Below are 16805 nucleotides of genomic sequence, written 5' to 3' on the forward strand. Positions count from 1 at the left end.
TCAACCAGCTTAATTTTAAAGTCCAGCGGGAAATTGGGACGACGTCTTGAGGGTTTTGGTGGGGTTTGTTTCATGAATTGCGCCCATTAAAAAAATAATGGACATCATCTTCAATAACTTGATGGGGAATTAACAGACGGCGCTGGGCGTACGCTTATGATAATTAGCACCATAAAAGTGCATACCATTACATCACCAGCGCGTGTCGTGGGAAAGAGGACGTAAAGTTAAACGGGAGGCGTAAACATGAGGGGCTTACCGTGGTGGTGCAGACCAAGCACCTGAAGCCATGGTCGTTATCATCGCGGTGAAAACGCCCTTGGGTGGCCGTCGGTCGCGGTAAATAGCATCAGCATTTGCGGCGTTGACGGCTAGAGCGAACGCCATCAGGCGGGCGTTAACAACAGCGCGTTAGCACTCACAATGGCAAGCCCTGACCGGCACCCATCGGCTCTGGCGCGCCGCAAGCACCATCATGCGGCGTGATGGCCCGCAATGGTGCAGCGGACTCGCCAGGACGGCGGGCGCTATTTAGCCCGCCGATCCCCGGGACTATTTTTGCGGACGCAGCGCCGGGAACAGGATCACATCGCGAATGGTGTGACTGTTAGTCAGCAGCATCATCAGGCGATCGATACCAATTCCCAGACCCGCGGTCGGAGGCAGACCGTGTTCCAAGGCGGTGACATAGTCTTCATCATAGAACATGGCTTCATCATCGCCGGCGTCTTTAGCCTGGGCCTGCTCGGCAAAGCGCGCCGCCTGATCTTCGGCATCGTTAAGCTCCGAAAAGCCGTTGCCGATTTCACGCCCGCCGATAAAGAATTCAAAACGATCGGTGAAGAACGGATTTTCATCATTGCGGCGCGCCAGCGGCGAAACTTCCGCCGGGTAGGCGGTGATGAACGTCGGCTGGATCAAATGGCTTTCCACCGTCTCTTCAAAAATTTCGGTCTGCACCCGACCCAGGCCCCAGCCTTTGTCTACCTTAATGCCCAGCGACTCGGCAATGGCGGTCGCGGAGGCCATATCGTCCAGCGCTTCTGGCCGGGTTTCCGGGCGATAATGGCAAATGGCCTCTTTCATGGTCATCTGGGTAAACGGCTTGCCGAAATCAAAGGTCTGGTCGCCATAATGCACCACGCTGCTGCCCAATACCCGCTGGGTCAAGGTGCGGAACAAATCCTCCACCAACACAATCAGGTCGCGGTAATCCGCGTAGGCCATATAAAGTTCCATCATGGTAAACTCAGGATTATGGCGCGGCGACAGTCCTTCGTTGCGGAAGTTGCGGTTGATTTCAAATACTCGCTCAAAACCGCCCACAACCAGCCGCTTGAGATAAAGCTCGGGCGCGAGGCGCAGATACATATCGATATCCAGCGCATTATGGTGGGTAATAAACGGACGCGCCGCGGCGCCGCCGGGGATGGTCTGCATCATCGGCGTTTCCACTTCCATAAAGTCGTGGTCCATCATAAATCGGCGAATTTCCGCCATGATGCGCGAACGAACTTTAAAGGTTTGGCGCGATTCGTCGTTGGCGATCAAATCGAGATAACGCTGGCGATAGCGGGTTTCCTGATCGGCCAGACCGTGAAACTTATCCGGCAGCGGGCGCATCGCCTTGGTCAACAGGCGAATTTCGCTACAGTGTACCGACAGCTCGCCGGTGCGGGTTTTGAATAATTTACCGCGCGCGCCGAGAATGTCTCCGAGGTCCCATTTTTTAAACTGTTCGTTGTACTGGCCTTCGGGTAGATCGTCGCGGGCGACGTACAGCTGGATTTCCCCTCCCACGTCCTGCAGGGTGGCAAAGGAGGCTTTGCCCATGATGCGGCGGGTCATCATGCGCCCGGCGATGCTGACTTCGATATTTAACGCTTCCAGCTCTTCGTTACTTTTCTCGCCGTAGCGGGCGTGCAGCTGGTCGGAAACCGCGTCCCGGCGGAAATCGTTGGGAAAAGCGATGCCCTGCTGGCGCAATTGGGTAAGCTTTTCCCGCCGAGAACGCAGCTCGTTATTGAGATCCAGCGCCTGAGGGGCACCGTCCTGTGAGTGTGATTCAGACATATGGGTTCCTCATAGCCCTGCTTTAAGACTGGCTTCGATAAATTTGTCCAGATCGCCATCCAGCACCGACTGGGTATTACGGGTTTCCACGCCGGTACGTAGATCCTTAATGCGGGAATCGTCCAGCACATAGGAGCGGATCTGGCTGCCCCAGCCGATATCGGACTTGGTATCTTCCAGCGCCTGCTTTTCGGCGTTCTTTTTCTGCAGCTCGAATTCATACAGCTTGGCTTTCAGCTGTTTCATCGCCTGATCTTTGTTTTTATGCTGCGAGCGGTCGTTCTGGCACTGGGTGACGATATTGGTCGGCAAGTGGGTAATACGCACCGCGGATTCGGTCCGGTTAACGTGCTGGCCGCCGGCGCCGGAGGCGCGGTAAACATCGATACGCAGATCCGTCGGGTTAATCTCGATATCGATATCATCGTCCACTTCCGGATAAACAAAAGCGGAGCTGAATGAGGTGTGACGCCGGCCGCCGGAGTCGAACGGGCTCTTGCGCACCAGGCGGTGCACGCCGGTTTCGGTACGGAGCCAGCCATAAGCGTAGTCACCGATGACCTTGATGGTCACCGATTTGATGCCGGCCACTTCCCCTTCCGACTCTTCGATAATTTCGGTTTTGAAATCGTGCGATTCCGCCCAGCGCAAATACATTCTGAGCAGCATGCTGGCCCAATCCTGCGCTTCGGTGCCGCCGGAGCCGGCCTGGATATCTACATAGCAGTCGGCGCTGTCGTACTCGCCGGAAAACATGCGACGGAATTCCAGCTGGCCCACTTTGGCCTCCAGACCGTCCAGTTCGCTTTGGGCTTCGAGGAAGGTCTCTTCATCGTCCTCTTCCACCGCCAGATCCAACAGGCCGGAGACGTCCTCCACACCCTGGGTTAGCTTGTCGATGGTTTCAACGATAGCCTCTAGCGACGAGCGCTCTTTGCCCAGCGCCTGTGCGCGTTCGGGCTCATTCCAGACGTCCGGCTGTTCGAGCTCGGCGTTTACTTCTTCGAGGCGTTCTTTCTTGAGATCGTAGTCAAAGATACCCCCTCAGAACGGCTGTCCTTTCCGACAGGTCCTGAATACGGTTTTTTACCGGATTTATTTCAAACATGGATTAATGTGCTCATTGACGAGAAGGAATGCGTGTTAACCCGTTATTCTAACGGATCCGCGCCCCGGGCGGTAGTAGCCGTCGTCATCCTATTGGCGGCGACGGCGGTCCATTACAGCGGCCAAATATGCTGTATTAATAGCTGTAAACTGCGATTGCCGCGAAACTCGTTAACCTCCAGCTTGTAGGCCAATTCGACGGTATGCACACTATTGTCCGGCCACAGGCGCGGGTCGATATTGAAAGCGATGCCATCCAGCATCGGGCCGCCGGCCAGCGGTTCCAGCATCAGTTTCAGGTGTTTCTCCCCCCCCAGCCGCTGATTTAGCACGCGAAAACGCCCGTCAAACAGCGGATCGGGAAACGCCTGTCCCCAGGGGCCGCCGTCGCGCAGCAGCTCGGCGGTGGTCAGCGACAGCTCCGGGCCGGCCAGCTCGCCGTCCGACCAAATGACGCCTTCGAGCATTGCGGGATCGAGCCACTCATCGACCAGTTCAGCGAAACGCTGGCGGAATCGGTCAAATTGCGTCTGCTCCAGCGTTAAGCCTACCGCCATGGCATGGCCGCCGAATTTCAGCATTAAACCGGGATGTAATGTGTCCAGCCGCTCGAGCAGATCGCGCATATGCAAGCCGGCCACCGATCGCCCGGAGCCTTTCAGTACGCCATCACCTGCGGGCGCAAAGGCGATAACCGGCCGGTGAAAACGCTCTTTTATCCGCGACGCCAATATGCCTACCACGCCCTGATGCCACTGCGCATGATAGATAGCCAGACCAAAGGGCATCGTCTGCTCGTCGCGCGCCATCGCCTGGCACAGCGCCAACGCTTCGGCTTCCATACCCTGTTCGATTTCACGCCGGGTTTGATTGAGGGCATCCAGCTCCGCCGCCAGCATGCGCGCCTGCGACAGATCGTCCGTCAACAGCAGCGCAACCCCGACCGACATATCGTCCAGCCGGCCGGCGGCGTTCAGCCGTGGACCCAGCGCGAAGCCCAGGTCGCGGGCGCACAGCCGAGCGAGGTCGCGGTTAGCCACCTCCGCCAGAGCGCGGATGCCGGGACGGCAGCGGCCGGCGCGGATGCGGCTTAATCCCTGATGCACCAGAATACGGTTATTGGCGTCCAGAGGCACTACGTCCGCCACGGTGCCCAGCGCGACCAAATCCAGCAGCTCGGCCAGTTTAGGGGCCGCGATGCCTTGTTGCGTAAACCAGCCGCTGTCGTTGAGGCGGGCGCGCAGCGCCAGCATCAGATAAAACGCCACGCCGACGCCCGCCAGAGATTTCGAGGCGAAGGCGCAGCCGCGTAAATTGGGATTAACGATGGCATCGGCGGCCGGCAGGGTATCGCCAGGGAGATGATGATCGGTAATGAGCACCGGGATGCCTTTCTCATGCGCCAGAGCGACGCCGGCATGGGAAGAGATACCATTATCCACCGTCAGGATAACCTGCGCGCCGCGCGCCGCCGCCTGCTCCACCACCTCGGGGCTAAGGCCGTAGCCGTCCTCAAAGCGATTCGGCACCAGAAAATCTATCGTCTGCGCGCCCATTTGCCGTAGCGCCAGCACCGTTAGCGCGGTGCTGGTCGCGCCGTCGGCGTCGAAATCTCCGACCACCATTAATCTGCGCTGATCCGCCAGGGCGCCGACCAGCAGATCCACCGCCTGCTCGATACCGGTCAGTGGATGGTAGGCCAGCAATCCGCGCGCGCCCCGTTCCAGCTCACCGACCGCGCAAACGCCGCGTTGCACATACAAGCGTTTCAGCAACGGCGGGATATCCGCCTCCGCCAGCAAAGCAATATCGCCCAGCGGACGCCGGCGTAGTTCCGTTGTCATGTTCACTGCCGTCTTAACCGCCCGTTGCCTGGCCGGCTCCTTGCTGATCCAATATGGCGGCCAGCTCTTTCGGGCTTTGATAACCCGGGATGAGGGTGTCGTTATCGAGCAGCAGCGCCGGCGTGCCCTGAATACCGTACTGGACGCCAAGCGTATAATGTTTGCTGATATCGATATCGCAGGTGGCGGGCTGGACGTTGCCGCCGTTCATCGCCTGGGTGAAGGCGTCTTTCGGATTAGCGCTGCACCATACCGACGCCATATCCCGTTCCGTCTGGGAATTCAGGCCCTGGTGCGGAAACGCCAGATAGCGGATGGTTATCCCCAGGGCATTATAATCTTTGATCTGTTCGTGCAGCTTGTGGCAATAGCCGCAGGTGATGTCGGTGAACACGGTCACCACATGTTTTTCCTGCGGCGCTTTAAAGATGATCATCTCTTTTTGCAAGGCGTTCAGACGCTTGCCGAGGAGCTGATTCGTGACATTGACGGGGTGATCGCTACCGACGTCATACAGCGGGCCCTGGATGACGTGGTGACCGTCATCGGAAACATATAACACGCCGCTTTCGGTCAATACGGTTTTCAGTCCGGCAACCGGCGACGGCTGAATATCGGCGCTGTGAATGCCGAGGCGCGAGAGCGAATGCTTAATGGCCGCATCGTCAGCGTGGGCCAGAGGCGCCAGAGCCAGCGCCATAAAAGAAAACAGTACCAGGCTTTTCTTCACAGTTTAATCCTTATCTAAACACCCGGGTCGGGGCCGGCGCATTCATACGCCTGAAATTCGTTTCAATTCCACCGCTCAGGCGCGGGGATGATGCTGCTGATGGATAAGCTTCAGCTGCTCGGTGGCGACATGGGTGTAAATCTGCGTCGTTGAAAGATCGCTATGTCCCAGCAGCAACTGCACCACGCGCAAATCCGCCCCGTGGTTCAGTAAATGGGTCGCAAAGGCGTGCCGCAAAACATGGGGGAAGAGCCGCTCGCTGTCAACGCCCGCAAGGATGGCATAATGTTTAATGCGATGCCAGAACGTCTGGCGGGTCATTTTGCGGCTGCGGTTGCTGGGGAACAGAATGTCCAAACTTTGACCATGGGTCAGCGCCGGACGGCCATGTTCCAGATAATACTCAATCCAGTATACCGCCTCTTCCCCCAATGGCACCAGCCGCTCCTTATCCCCTTTACCAATCACCCGCACCACGCCCTGTCGTAGACTCACGTCCGACAGGGTCAGCCCCACCAGCTCGGACACCCGCAAGCCGGTGGCATAGAGCACCTCCAGCATGGCCTTATCGCGTAGCTCGACGGGATCGGCAATGGTCGGCGCCGCCAGTAAATCGCCGACCTGCGCTTCGCTGAGATCCTTAGGCAGGCGCTGCGGCAATTTGGGTGCCGAGATACCGGCGCTGGGATCGTCGGTGCGCAGCCTTTCCCGGTACAGATACTGAAAAAACCGGCGCGTGGCGCTCAGTAACCTGGCGGAGCTGGTGGCCTTATAGCCATGATCGAGGCGATCGGCGAGAAAGGCCTGCAAATCCACTGCGCTGGCGCTTAGACAGTCGCGCTGCTGACGCCGTAGCCAGGCCGCGAGCGCCTGCAGGTCAAGACGATAGGAGGCCAGCGTGTTTTCCACCAGATTGCGTTCCAGCCACAGGGCATCAAGAAACTGCTCAATAATGACGTCATCCGGTTGTTCCATATCTGACTCCTGTATGGGGCGGCAGACGACATTATGCCTGACATACCGTCAAATCTGGTACACTTGACGCCATTAGGTTGTTTGCAAGAGTAACATGAGAGATGAAAGTCGGTTTATTTTATGGCTCCAGCACCAGCTATACCGAGATGGCCGCCGAGAAAATCCGAGATATTCTCGGAGCGGAGCTGGTAGACCTGCATAACCTAAAAGATGTCCCGGTGCAGCGCATGGCGGACTATACTATCCTCATTCTCGGCATCCCCACCTGGGATTTCGGCGAGATTCAGGAAGACTGGGAAGCCATCTGGCCGCAGCTCGCCACCCTCGATCTGCGTGGTAAGATTATCACGCTCTACGGTATGGGGGATCAGTTGGGTTACGGCGAATGGTTTTTGGATGCGCTGGGCTATCTTCACGATGTTCTGCAACCGCTGGGCGCCAGCTTCATCGGCTACTGGCCCACCGACGGCTACGAGTTCACCAGCCAGAAAGCCGTCACCCCCGCCCCACGCTAAGACCCGACCTGTCGCGCCAGCAGCTGGCGCAGGTGACGGAATTCCCGGTCGTCCATGCTGTCCGCCGCCAGCCACAGACGCCGGCGCCACGTGCCGCCGGCTTTATGCAGGCTAAGCAATACGCCGCCCTTAAGCATCCAGGCTTTGCGGGTAAAGGTCCATTCCTCGCGATGCCATTGAATACTGCTGTCGCTCATCAGCACCAGCTCGCCACGGCAGGACATGATATTGCGCTGACTGCGGATGCACTCAAACACCATCACCAGTGTCAACCACACCAGCCCGTAATTCTCCGGCCAGGGAGAAAGCAGAATCAGCATTATCAGGATCCCGTAAAACACCAGCGAGCAAAGCTGAGTGCGCCAAGAGACCCAAATATCACATCGCCAAAGGTCCACGGGATTTGTTTCGCGTTTGTATCATTGAGATAATTTGCTGTAAATCGCGATCGTCAGGCGGGCCGTGATTCATCAACCAGTTAAACAGATCGGGATCATCACACTCCAACAGCCGGACAAAGCGACGCTTGTCCTGATCATCCAGGGCGTCAAAATCCTGTTCAAAGAACGGCATAATGGCGATATCCAGCTCGCGCATGCCGCGACGGCAGGCCCAGTGGATCCGCGCTTTATTGGTGATATCCATGTTTTATTTTACCCTCATAAACGCTACGCACTTCGGCTAGTTTACCCCGTTTTGTCCCGCCACATGAGATAAAACGACACATTTCGACACGTTCTGCACGATTTATTCCGCCCCGGGCACGTATCGCCAAAAACCGCAGGCAAGATCCGCTTGCAAACCCCCGGCGGTCTTTTACCATTAGGCTATTGTCAGACTACTGATAGGACTGTTCCATGTCATCTCAAGTTCCTTTCCCTCCGCGTTTGCCGTCGCCCTCCAGCCATTTGCCGCTAACGCTCATTTCACTGGAGGAGTGGGCGTTGATCACCCTTAATGGCCCGGACAGCGTTAAATATTTGCAGGGCCAGCTAACCTGCGATGTGGCCTCGTTGGACGCCGATTGTTTCAGCTTTGCCGCCCATTGCGATGCCAAGGGCAAAATGTTCAGCCACCTGTGCGTCTTTCATCACCAGGAAGGCATGGCCTTCATCGAACGGCGCAGCGTGCGTGATAGCCAGCTCGCGGAATTGAAAAAGTATGTCGTTTTCTCCAAAACTACCATCGCCGCCGATGACGAGGTGGTATTGCTCGGTGTGGCAGGTTTTCAGGCGCAGGCGGCGCTCGGCGGACTCTTCGCCCGCGTCCCCGATGCGGCGCATCCGGTGGCGCATCACCAGGACACTACGCTGCTCTTTTTCAATTTGCCCACGCCGCGCTTCTTGCTTATCACCACGCCGGCGGTGCGCGACGTGCTGCAACACAAGCTGGAAGGCCAGACCCTGCTTAACGACAGCCGGCAATGGCTGGCGCTGGATATCGAGGCGGGCTATCCGGTTATCGACAGCGCCAACGGCGCGCAGTTTATCCCGCAGGCGGCTAATGTCCAGGCGTTGGACGGCATCAGCTTTAACAAAGGCTGCTATGCCGGCCAGGAAATGGTGGCGCGCGCCAAATATCGCGGCGCCAATAAACGCGCCCTGTACTGGCTGGCGGGCAAAGCCGGCCATCTCCCCGCCGCCGGCGACGATTTGGAACTCAAAATGGGCGACCATTGGCGGCGGACCGGTACGGTGCTGGCGGCCTGTCAGTTGGAAGATAGCAGCGTCTGGATACAGGCGGTGCTGAATAACGATTTAGCGCCTGACAGCCTGCTACGCGTGCGCGGCGACGACGCCGGCGCGTTGGCCGTACGTCCGCTGCAGTACATTATCGGCGAGTGATCGGCCGCGCGCCGCTGAGGCGCACGGCCGGTGAGAGCGGCCCCGGTAAATTGCTCGGCGGGTGGACAGACGTGGCCGGCAAGGGGGGTTGCCGGTTGGAAAGCGCGGCGGGTCAGGCGACAACAGATAGATCGCCAGAAAGTGACAAACGGCCCCTCCCAGCACAAAGCCATGCCATATCGCATGGTTAAACGGTATCCGTTCCGTAAGCGCCCCGTGGAGGACGTCTTGAATTATTGGTGGGTTTGTTGTATGGCCCGGTAAGAATATGTTCCACTACGATGTCTAGTGAACCCGCATCCTATAAGGGACGGCTGTCAGATCATGGATAATCCGGCGATGATAGTGTCCACTTAAATTTTAATGGACACTATCACAAACTTCAGAACCACTAATTTCATATCACTCAAACCGGGATGGAAATAAAAGATATTAAAATCAATACAATATGAAAATGCAATGAGCATAAGCGTGTAACGTAGGTTTACTGTCTCATACAACAAACCCACCAATAATTCAAGACGTCCTCCACGGGGCGCTTACAAATGGTGCTCGGCAAACCAGGCGGTGGCAAACCCGATCTCCTCCGCCAGGGATACCATACTGCGCGTATCCTGAATAACGCCCTGTATTCCCCGCGCATTGTCTTTATAAGACATTAAATTAAACAGTCCTAATTTCATGCTAGCTCCAGGTAAGCAAAAGGGCAATTGTGCCGGCTGGCGCTATTGCCAGCCGTGCGAATTTCGACGGCAAAAATATATTCAGCCGTGCAGACCCTGACCGACATTAATGTGCCTCGCCGGCGTATCGATGTCTGCCGGTATTCTCCGCGTCAATCTATTTACCCGCCCAAAATTCCCCGGCGTAAGTCTCTTAACTCGACGTCTGTTTGCGGCATCATGGCGTTTTTCCGATGGAACGTTGCCGGCGTAAACGCGGTTTGCCGATAGGACGTTTTCGACACTATCCCGCTTAACCGGCGGGCATCGAGCACCCGGTCTTATTTTCCCAGCGGGCCGCGCGCGGCTGTTCTATTATTCCCGGCGGATCATTTCCGGCGGGGTTTATATCGTCTGACGTCAGGCCGAGGCGTCGCGTTGGCTGCGGCGGAAGTATTTCTCGATACGCGACTGTAAGGCGCTTAACAGCATCGTGGTCGCCAAATACCAAATACAGCAAACGCTAAGTAGGGGATATTCTCAAACGTTCGCGAATAAATGGACTGGGCGGAATAAAGGAGATCGGAAAGTGAAATCACGCTCACCAGCGAGGTGGTTTTCAGCATTCCGATCACCTGGTTGCCGGTGGGCGGAATAATGAACGGCACGGCCTGCGGCAGCACAACCCGGCTCAGCCACAGCCCCTGCTTCATACCCAGCGCCCGCGCCGCTTCTTGCTGGCCACTGTCTACAGACGACATGCCGCCGCGGATGATTTCCGCCATATATGCCGCTTCATTGAGTCCGAGTCCCAGGATCGCCGTCGTATAAGGGGTAATTAAATCGTTCATACTGCCCTGATACAGCGTAAACAGGTGCGGAATACCGAGGGTGACCTGGGGATAAAGCGCCGCCAGATTGTACCAAAAAATCAGTTGCACCAGCACCGGCGTGCCGCGGAAAAACCAAATGTAGCCACCGCTGCACCAGGCGAGAAGCGGGTTACTGGCCAGCCGCATGGCGGCGATCGCCACCCCGAGCACAATCGCCAGCAGCATGATGACCACCGTCAGCCACAGGGTAACCCACAAACCGCTCAAAATGATGGGAGAAAACAAATAGCGCCCCACCACCGGCCAGGCAAAGTTGTCATTCATCACCATCGAGTGCACCATCAGTATCAGCAGCAGCGCGAATACGCCGGTCGCTATCCAGCGCCCCGGGTAACGCGTCGCCACAACCGTCATACCGTCGTGCAGATACGGCGTGGCGGGAGAGCGGTTATCCCGTCCGGAACGGCTGACGCGATAGGACTGATTATCTGTCATGGGGTCTCTCTTCAACATCAGGATCATAATGAGCCAAGATAATTAATTAATAACATGATCTTACCAAAAGCGACTGTCAACAGCGTTAAAACGAAAATTTAATCGTTTAGTTAACTTAATTTACATATAATACAGACAGGTAGATCGCATTCACGAAGACAAATACTTTGCCAGAAACGCCCGGGTGCGCGGATGCTGCGGCGCGCGGAACAAGTCCTCGGGCGAGCGCTGCTCGATAATCGATCCATTGTCCATAAAGGCCACCCTATCGCCCACCTCACGGGCGAAGTCCATCTCGTGCGTGACCACGACCATCGTCATCCCCTGCTTCGCCAGATCTTTCATCATGTCCAGCACCTCCCCCACCAGCTCCGGATTCAGTGCGCTGGTGGGTTCATCGAACAACATCAGGCTGGGTTTCATCGCCAGGGCGCGCGATCGCCACCCGCTGCTGCTGGCCGCCCGACAGGCGTGACGGATAGGCATCCAGCCGGTTGCGACAGGCCGACACGATCAAGCAGCGCCTTGCCTTGCTCCACCGCCTCGGCGCGGGCCATGCCTCGCACCCGGATCGGCGCTTCAGTCACGTTCTCCAGCGCCGTCATATGACCAAATAGGTTGAAACGCTGGAACACCATGCCGATCCCGGCGCGGCGGCGGGCGATTTCCGCTTCATTCAACTCATAGAGTTTGTCACCGGCCTGCCGGTAGCCCATCAGTTCCCCGTCCACATACAGGGATCCGCCGTCGATTTTTTCCAAATGATTGATGCAGCGCAGGAAGGTGGATTTGCCGGAACCGGAAGGTCCTATCAGACAGACCACCTCCCCGCGCTGCACGGTCATGTCCACCCCTTTCAGAATTTCGTTGCCGTGAAACCGCTTTATCACCTGATAGGCGGCCACTGATGGTGTCGCTGTCCCCGTCATCGTTCCCCCTTTATCGCTTCGCTTAACCGGACCGCTGGCCACAGGCTATGCCGTCATGTACCAGGTACATGCGCGCCGGCGACCTCCTCCGGCAAACCGGCGCGCCGCAACGGCAGGCGGGCCACCTCCGCCGCCAGCGCCGGCTCGTGCTGCTGCCAGGGCGTATCTTCACGTACCGGTCCGGGACTGACGCCGTTCACCCGGATGCCAATAGGGCGCCCATTCCACCGCCATCTGGCGCGTAAAATTGATAATCGCCGCCTTCGCCGATCCATAGGCGCCGGCGCCGGGATAACAGCGATGGGCCGAGGCGCCGGCGATATTGACAGTGCCGCCGCCGCCTCGCGCGCGCATCACTTTCGCCGTTTCGGTGGCTACCACGAAGCTGCCGGTAAGATTCACCCTGACCACCCGCTGCCACTCGTCGTCCGCCACGCTCAGCAGATCACCCGAGCTGTTCGCCCCAGCGTTGTTTACCAGCATGTCAATGCGGCCGTAACGGGCGCACATGGCCTCAATCGCCCCGGCAACCTGCGCGCGATCGGCAATATCTGCATACCAGGCCTGTGCCCGGCGTCCCCCTTCGCGCAGTTCCTGTACCGTCCGCTCGCACGCCGCGCGATCGCCGTGCAAAAGTAATGCAATATCGGCGCCAGCCTGCGCCAGCGCCAGCGAGATGGCCCGGCCAATCCCTTTCGAGCCACCGGTGACCAGCGCGACGCGGCCGGTGAAATCGCCTCGGTTCATGCTTCCTCCGCTAAGGGTGTGGGCGGCTCGCCCCTGGCCTGTTCCGCCAGCGTTCGGCCGCAAATATAGCCCCAGGTCAAATTTGGCCCAAGCGTCGTGCCCGCGCCGACGGCGCAGAACAGACCGGGAATGATGGCGCCGTTCTGATGCACCACCCGGCCGAACTCGTCGGTGCGTGGTCCCCCTTTGGTTGCCAGATAGGTGCGGTTGAACGGCACGGCAATAAAAGGCGCGTGGGTAATCGCCCGCAAGCCGACGTGAAAGCTGCGATCGCAGTTGGCATGGCTGACGCTGCGTTCACGGTGAAAATCCTCATCCACCCCCTGGCGGCAAAATTGGTTAAAGCGCGCCACGCTGCGCGTCAGCGTCTCGGGCGGCAGATTGAGGCGCTGCGCCAGTTCCTCGAGCGGCGCAGCCAGCCGGGATTGCGCAGGGCGCTGGCCAGCAGCAATGGCGCACGCCACAACAAGCGGGCATCGGAAATCAGCCACGCCGGCAGATGGGCGGGGGGACCTTGCGGGTATTCCCGCTCATCCAGCACCTCTCCCAGATTAAAGGTGAATTCATTGGTGAAGCGTTCGCCATGACGATTCACCAGCACGACATTGGGTTCATACTGAAAAAAGACCGACAGCCCGTAACGCTGTCCTTCATAGCTCGCGGGAAGCGCACCGGTGATGGTCGCCTGATCCATATGGGCCAAACGCGCGCCGATAGCCTCGGCCATCCGGTGGGCGTCCCCCTCATTGGTGGGGGGCTGGAGATAAAATCAAACGCGCCGGGGAAATGCCGGCTGCGCCGCAGGGCGTCCCATTCAAATCCGCCGCTGGCGAGCACGACGCCCTGGGTGGTCTTAACCTGCGTCAGACGCCCTTGCCGACTAAACCAGGCGCCCGTTACCCCGCGTTCAGGGGTATAATCCAGCCGCACGACCCGCGCGGCGGTTTCCAAACGGCAGCCGTGCGCCAGACAGCCCGCGAGTAGCCCGGTGATAAGCGCCGCCCCTTTGGTGCGGGCGCCGGTCAACCACCGCCAAATGATGCGCGGCGAAAGGCGCAGCGCCACACGCAGCGGATAATGATAGGGATCGTCGCCGATAACCTCCTGATAGGTATAAACATGCGGCAACGGCGAACACCGCAGCTTGAGCGACGCGCCGGCCAGTACGCGGGCGCGCAGCGGCGCGGGCGTGACCATCCGGCCGAAGGTTTTTCCTCCGGCGTTGCCGTCCAGCGGATCGCCCTCGGTCGTCAATTGAAAGCGCAGCGGCGTGTGCCGCTCAAGGAATGCAAGCATGGCCGGGGCGCTTTGCACGAACTGTCACCAGAGCATGATGATTCGCCGACACCCATACCGCGCCGCCGGACATGGCGGTCGTGCCGCCGACGGTGGCGGCCTTTTCGACGATCAGGACCTTAAGCCCCGCCACCGCCGCGGCAATGGCAGCGCTCAACGCCGCGCCACCAGAGCCGACCACCAGGACGTCGCAGCTTTGTATTTCATCCGCCTGCGGCGCGGCGTTATCAACGCGATCGCTCATCATCCGCCCGCGCTTATTTCATTGGCCGGGTGCTGAACAAATTGATCCCGGGCTGCTCCAGCATCACCGGCTGCAGATCCCATTTGTGCATGATGAGTTCATATTCGCCGTTACGCCACAGCACGTTCAGGGCGCCGAGCAGCGCTTGCGGCCGCGGCGCCACTTTTTTGATTTCGGCGGCGTTGAGTACAAAATCGATACGGCCGGCGTAAAGCGCCAGAAGTACCGCGTCGGCGGAGTGGAGACGGGTAACCGCGATCGCCGCTTTGCCGTTCTTGCTACAATTCGGATTCAAGATGTCGGTCACGGCGTGCTCGAAATCGGTCCCGGCCTGCACGCCGACTTTCAGGCCGCACAGCGTCAGCGGGTCGGTGGTGATGCTTTTATTGTCGGCCAGGGTATACACTTCATTGGTGGCATAGGCATAGTTGACGAACGACACCTGCTGTTCCCGTTCCGCGCTGTCGGAGATGCACTCCATCGCCATGTCGTAGCGCCCGCTTTTGACCCCCGGGATCAAGCCGGCGAAATCAATGGAAACCGGTTTAATCTCGACCCCCAGCACCTTGCCCATGGCGTTCCACAAATCCGGTTCAAAGCCTATCATAGTTTTATTATCTTCCGCGAAAACTTCACAGGGCGGATAGTGCGCGTCGGTCACCAGGTTGATGACGCCGCTTTGTTTAATCTTCGCCGGCAGTTAATTATGCAGAGCGGTATCCACACTAAGCGCGGGTGCGCCGTGCGCCTGGCTTACCAACCATAAACCGCTGCAGAGCAGCGCTGTCTTAAAGAGTGCGACGATTTTTTTATGCTTGCTACTCCTGGAACAGTGTTAGTCATTAAATCCCCCCAATGGGAATGAAACCTACCACCGGCAAAAATCCCCTGGCAATCCGCGCGCGGCGTAACGGAATTGCAACTCCCGTGCCAGAATTAACTAATCAATTAATTAATTGTGCACAACGGTCCGTGCTGTCCTGCGCGTTTCCTTCTACCGTGCTTAGTGTAAAAAATATGCGCAAACGGGTGTAAATGTGTGCACCGACGGTGCAAGGTCGCCGGTTTTTTTATCAATTCAGTGCAAACGCCGGCAAGGAGGGGCGTGAGAAGATCGCTAGGGATGAGACCGAGAAGGTCGGCGCTTACCGACCGTAGGGTAACGGCCGGAAAGGCGGCTCGCCGTCAAAGCGAGAAGGAGGTCACGCGATCAGGTGATCAAGAGATCAGGAAATCAATTGAACATTTTCTGCAGATAGCGGACAAGGGAAGCACGCGAGCTGAAACCGTGGGGAATACCGTAGTGGCTATCCGGCTGTCCTTCAGGATCCGGCGGAAAAGCTTGATAGCTCACGCTTGCGCGTACCGGTGAGGTGGGTTCGGCGAACAAGCTGCTCTTATCGCGTAGCGCGGGGTGAACCACCAGCGCGGTCCTGCCCAGCCTGGCTTCGCGATTGACATACACATAATGATGGCCCTTACGGTAACCATAGCTTTGCCGGGTAATGGTGTCCCTTTCAAAGCCGGAGTTTTCCAGTTCGCGCGCTACTTCATCGGGTCTTAAATACATTATTTGTTCTCTCTTCAGTCACAGTGAAGCAATTAATCATTTAAAAATAATTAAAAACATAAAGTTAAATAGTAAATTCACCATAAAATACAAATTTGTTATACACTTAGTTACTCATGACTTCCTGCACAACCGCGCAAGTTCTCAAACGCTTGGAAACAACTTTTTCCGGCCAGTGATGGCTTCAGTTAATCATTCCCCCAAACTGTTTTCCCACACACACCCTGTATGCAGCAATATCCCAACGCCACAATAGGGACGATGTGTCAGCCACCGAGAGAATGCACACCGGGGATTCGTGCCTACCAAGCTCACACATCGCTGCACAAAATCTCTCCAGCCCTTGTGCTATGCGGTTTCTGCTGGGCATACCATACGACCTACAAAAATATTGTAGGTCTCCGTGAAGCGTACAGCAGTCAGATATTGGCAAGCGGGAAGTCATTTGGGTGGAGCCGCTGGACAAGTCCTTCAGACGTGCGCAAGTCAAAGCGGCACGCACCACGTATCTTTTAGTAACGTGGTTAGATGCAGGTGACCGATTGACTATAAGACGGTTGGTTACATTTTGGCCTCTAAACACCGGGGAAACTCACCTACTAATCGTGTTTTGTAAAAAGTAAAAAAAACCACGGTTTACCGGGTTATTATAGGGTACTAATCTTTTATTCACATTGATAATCAATAACTTGATATTTTTTAACCAGGAAATCGTAACCCGTAAAACGCCGTTTCTAACCCGTAAAATCCTCTCGAATAACCCGTAGAATAATCTCTCTGCAATACGACTAGACNTAWRYGMYMYKYRKMKKMCNGWCKTGRRKTWTTSSYSRRWWYGKKGKAWRRYYAATTGCCATGCTATGCCGCGGGACAAATCCGAAATCGACATTGGTATTCAATATGTTATCTGGCCGCAAGCCCCCTCTAGCTTTGCTGATTTT

Annotated in this window: 18 protein-coding genes and 3 pseudogenes; 2 read left to right on the forward strand and 19 right to left on the reverse strand. The window is 57.2% G+C overall.

The features are described 5' to 3' along the window. Nucleotides 1-552: 552 nt before the first annotated feature. The 5 genes from lysS to xerD all read right to left on the reverse strand — a co-directional run bounded on the left by lysS (nucleotide 553) and on the right by xerD (nucleotide 6729). Nucleotides 553-2073, reverse strand: coding sequence for a lysine--tRNA ligase (gene lysS / locus ACMX3H_RS08170; RefSeq protein WP_415210453.1), 1521 nt, complete (start codon nucleotides 2071-2073; stop codon nucleotides 553-555). Nucleotides 2074-2082: 9 nt separating this feature from the next. Further along, nucleotides 2083-3181 (reverse strand): peptide chain release factor 2 gene (gene prfB, locus ACMX3H_RS08175; protein WP_415210454.1). Its coding sequence is split into 2 segments (ribosomal slippage): nucleotides 2083-3105 and nucleotides 3107-3181, totalling 1098 coding nucleotides; the frame shifts between segments, so codons are not numbered across the junction. 112 nt (nucleotides 3182-3293) lie between these two features. Then, the gene (gene recJ / locus ACMX3H_RS08180) at nucleotides 3294-5024 is read right to left on the reverse strand and encodes a single-stranded-DNA-specific exonuclease RecJ (protein WP_415210455.1); all 1731 of its coding nucleotides are present in this window, start codon (nucleotides 5022-5024) and stop codon (nucleotides 3294-3296) included. 13 nt (nucleotides 5025-5037) lie between these two features. After that, complete coding sequence (dsbC, locus tag ACMX3H_RS08185) at nucleotides 5038-5754, reverse strand: bifunctional protein-disulfide isomerase/oxidoreductase DsbC (RefSeq protein WP_415210456.1); 717 nt, start codon at nucleotides 5752-5754, stop codon at nucleotides 5038-5040. A gap of 75 nt (nucleotides 5755-5829) precedes the next feature. Next, nucleotides 5830-6729, reverse strand: coding sequence for a site-specific tyrosine recombinase XerD (gene xerD / locus ACMX3H_RS08190; RefSeq protein WP_415210457.1), 900 nt, complete (start codon nucleotides 6727-6729; stop codon nucleotides 5830-5832). A gap of 101 nt (nucleotides 6730-6830) precedes the next feature. Here xerD and fldB point away from each other — a divergent pair. Further along, nucleotides 6831-7229 (forward strand): annotated as a pseudogene (gene fldB, locus ACMX3H_RS08195) (flavodoxin FldB); the annotation flags it as partial. A gap of 11 nt (nucleotides 7230-7240) precedes the next feature. Here fldB and ACMX3H_RS08200 read toward each other — a convergent pair. Beyond that, a complete protein-coding gene (locus ACMX3H_RS08200; RefSeq protein WP_415210458.1) occupies nucleotides 7241-7642 on the reverse strand; it encodes a protein YgfX in 402 nt (133 codons plus the stop codon). Beyond that, nucleotides 7623-7889, reverse strand: a complete 267-nt coding sequence (gene sdhE / locus ACMX3H_RS08205; protein ID WP_415210459.1) for an FAD assembly factor SdhE — start codon at nucleotides 7887-7889, stop codon at nucleotides 7623-7625. The genes ACMX3H_RS08200 and sdhE overlap by 20 nt, the downstream gene beginning before the upstream one ends. Nucleotides 7890-8101: 212 nt before the next feature. Here sdhE and ygfZ point away from each other — a divergent pair, with 212 nt between their 5' ends. Then, complete coding sequence (ygfZ, locus tag ACMX3H_RS08210) at nucleotides 8102-9088, forward strand: tRNA-modifying protein YgfZ (protein ID WP_415210460.1); 987 nt, start codon at nucleotides 8102-8104, stop codon at nucleotides 9086-9088. 123 nt (nucleotides 9089-9211) lie between these two features. Here the strand turns inward: ygfZ and ACMX3H_RS08215 are convergent. From ACMX3H_RS08215 to ACMX3H_RS08270, 12 genes and pseudogenes are all read right to left on the reverse strand, one after another. Beyond that, a pseudogene (locus tag ACMX3H_RS08215) lies at nucleotides 9212-9292 on the reverse strand (hemolysin III family protein); the annotation flags it as partial. 335 nt (nucleotides 9293-9627) lie between these two features. Next, nucleotides 9628-9771, reverse strand: a complete 144-nt coding sequence (locus ACMX3H_RS08220) for a hypothetical protein (RefSeq protein ID WP_415210461.1) — start codon at nucleotides 9769-9771, stop codon at nucleotides 9628-9630. A 461-nt stretch (nucleotides 9772-10232) separates the two neighbouring features. Continuing rightward, on the reverse strand, nucleotides 10233-11078 hold the full coding sequence (locus ACMX3H_RS08225; protein ID WP_415210462.1) for an amino acid ABC transporter permease: 846 nt from the start codon (nucleotides 11076-11078) through the stop codon (nucleotides 10233-10235). Between the two features lie 150 nt (nucleotides 11079-11228). Beyond that, nucleotides 11229-12007 (reverse strand): annotated as a pseudogene (locus ACMX3H_RS08230) (amino acid ABC transporter ATP-binding protein). 53 nt (nucleotides 12008-12060) lie between these two features. Beyond that, a complete protein-coding gene (locus ACMX3H_RS08235) occupies nucleotides 12061-12207 on the reverse strand; it encodes a hypothetical protein (RefSeq protein ID WP_415210463.1) in 147 nt (48 codons plus the stop codon). After that, nucleotides 12176-12754: an SDR family NAD(P)-dependent oxidoreductase gene (locus tag ACMX3H_RS08240; RefSeq protein ID WP_415210464.1), complete on the reverse strand. Its 579-nt coding sequence runs from the start codon at nucleotides 12752-12754 to the stop codon at nucleotides 12176-12178. The genes ACMX3H_RS08235 and ACMX3H_RS08240 overlap by 32 nt, the downstream gene beginning before the upstream one ends. Further along, nucleotides 12751-13107: an FAD-binding protein gene (locus ACMX3H_RS08245; protein ID WP_415210465.1), complete on the reverse strand. Its 357-nt coding sequence runs from the start codon at nucleotides 13105-13107 to the stop codon at nucleotides 12751-12753. The genes ACMX3H_RS08240 and ACMX3H_RS08245 overlap by 4 nt, the downstream gene beginning before the upstream one ends. 8 nt (nucleotides 13108-13115) lie before the next feature. Next, on the reverse strand, nucleotides 13116-13355 hold the full coding sequence (locus ACMX3H_RS08250) for a hypothetical protein (protein ID WP_415210466.1): 240 nt from the start codon (nucleotides 13353-13355) through the stop codon (nucleotides 13116-13118). Continuing rightward, a complete protein-coding gene (locus ACMX3H_RS08255; protein WP_415210467.1) occupies nucleotides 13346-14068 on the reverse strand; it encodes an FAD-binding protein in 723 nt (240 codons plus the stop codon). The genes ACMX3H_RS08250 and ACMX3H_RS08255 overlap by 10 nt, the downstream gene beginning before the upstream one ends. Next, the gene (locus ACMX3H_RS08260) at nucleotides 14034-14297 is read right to left on the reverse strand and encodes an FAD-binding protein (RefSeq protein ID WP_415210468.1); all 264 of its coding nucleotides are present in this window, start codon (nucleotides 14295-14297) and stop codon (nucleotides 14034-14036) included. Before ACMX3H_RS08260 ends, ACMX3H_RS08255 begins: the two co-directional genes overlap by 35 nt. Before the next feature lie 10 nt (nucleotides 14298-14307). Continuing rightward, nucleotides 14308-14955 (reverse strand): ABC transporter substrate-binding protein, encoded by a 648-nt coding sequence (locus ACMX3H_RS08265; protein WP_415210469.1) that lies wholly within the window; start codon nucleotides 14953-14955, stop codon nucleotides 14308-14310. Between the two features lie 573 nt (nucleotides 14956-15528). Beyond that, nucleotides 15529-15864 (reverse strand): DUF2002 family protein, encoded by a 336-nt coding sequence (locus ACMX3H_RS08270; protein WP_025421159.1) that lies wholly within the window; start codon nucleotides 15862-15864, stop codon nucleotides 15529-15531. Nucleotides 15865-16805 lie beyond the last annotated feature (941 nt).

The organism is Sodalis sp. (in: enterobacteria) (genome assembly GCF_047607725.1).
In the GTDB taxonomy this organism is placed as follows: domain Bacteria; phylum Pseudomonadota; class Gammaproteobacteria; order Enterobacterales; family Enterobacteriaceae; genus JBLKSS01.

What these genes read in the sequence shown, in the direction of transcription:
- lysS (WP_415210453.1), bottom strand. Translation starts at nt 2,073, where the DNA reads ATGTCTGAATCACACTCACAGGACGGTGCCCCTCAGGCGCTGGATCTC.
- recJ (WP_415210455.1), bottom strand. Translation starts at nt 5,024, where the DNA reads ATGACAACGGAACTACGCCGGCGTCCGCTGGGCGATATTGCTTTGCTG.
- xerD (WP_415210457.1), bottom strand. Translation starts at nt 6,729, where the DNA reads ATGGAACAACCGGATGACGTCATTATTGAGCAGTTTCTTGATGCCCTG.
- sdhE (WP_415210459.1), bottom strand. Translation starts at nt 7,889, where the DNA reads ATGGATATCACCAATAAAGCGCGGATCCACTGGGCCTGCCGTCGCGGC.
- ygfZ (WP_415210460.1), top strand. Translation starts at nt 8,102, where the DNA reads ATGTCATCTCAAGTTCCTTTCCCTCCGCGTTTGCCGTCGCCCTCCAGC.
- ACMX3H_RS08220 (WP_415210461.1), bottom strand. Translation starts at nt 9,771, where the DNA reads ATGAAATTAGGACTGTTTAATTTAATGTCTTATAAAGACAATGCGCGG.
- ACMX3H_RS08225 (WP_415210462.1), bottom strand. Translation starts at nt 11,078, where the DNA reads ATGACAGATAATCAGTCCTATCGCGTCAGCCGTTCCGGACGGGATAAC.
- ACMX3H_RS08240 (WP_415210464.1), bottom strand. Translation starts at nt 12,754, where the DNA reads ATGAACCGAGGCGATTTCACCGGCCGCGTCGCGCTGGTCACCGGTGGC.
- ACMX3H_RS08260 (WP_415210468.1), bottom strand. Translation starts at nt 14,297, where the DNA reads ATGATGAGCGATCGCGTTGATAACGCCGCGCCGCAGGCGGATGAAATA.
- ACMX3H_RS08270 (WP_025421159.1), bottom strand. Translation starts at nt 15,864, where the DNA reads ATGTATTTAAGACCCGATGAAGTAGCGCGCGAACTGGAAAACTCCGGC.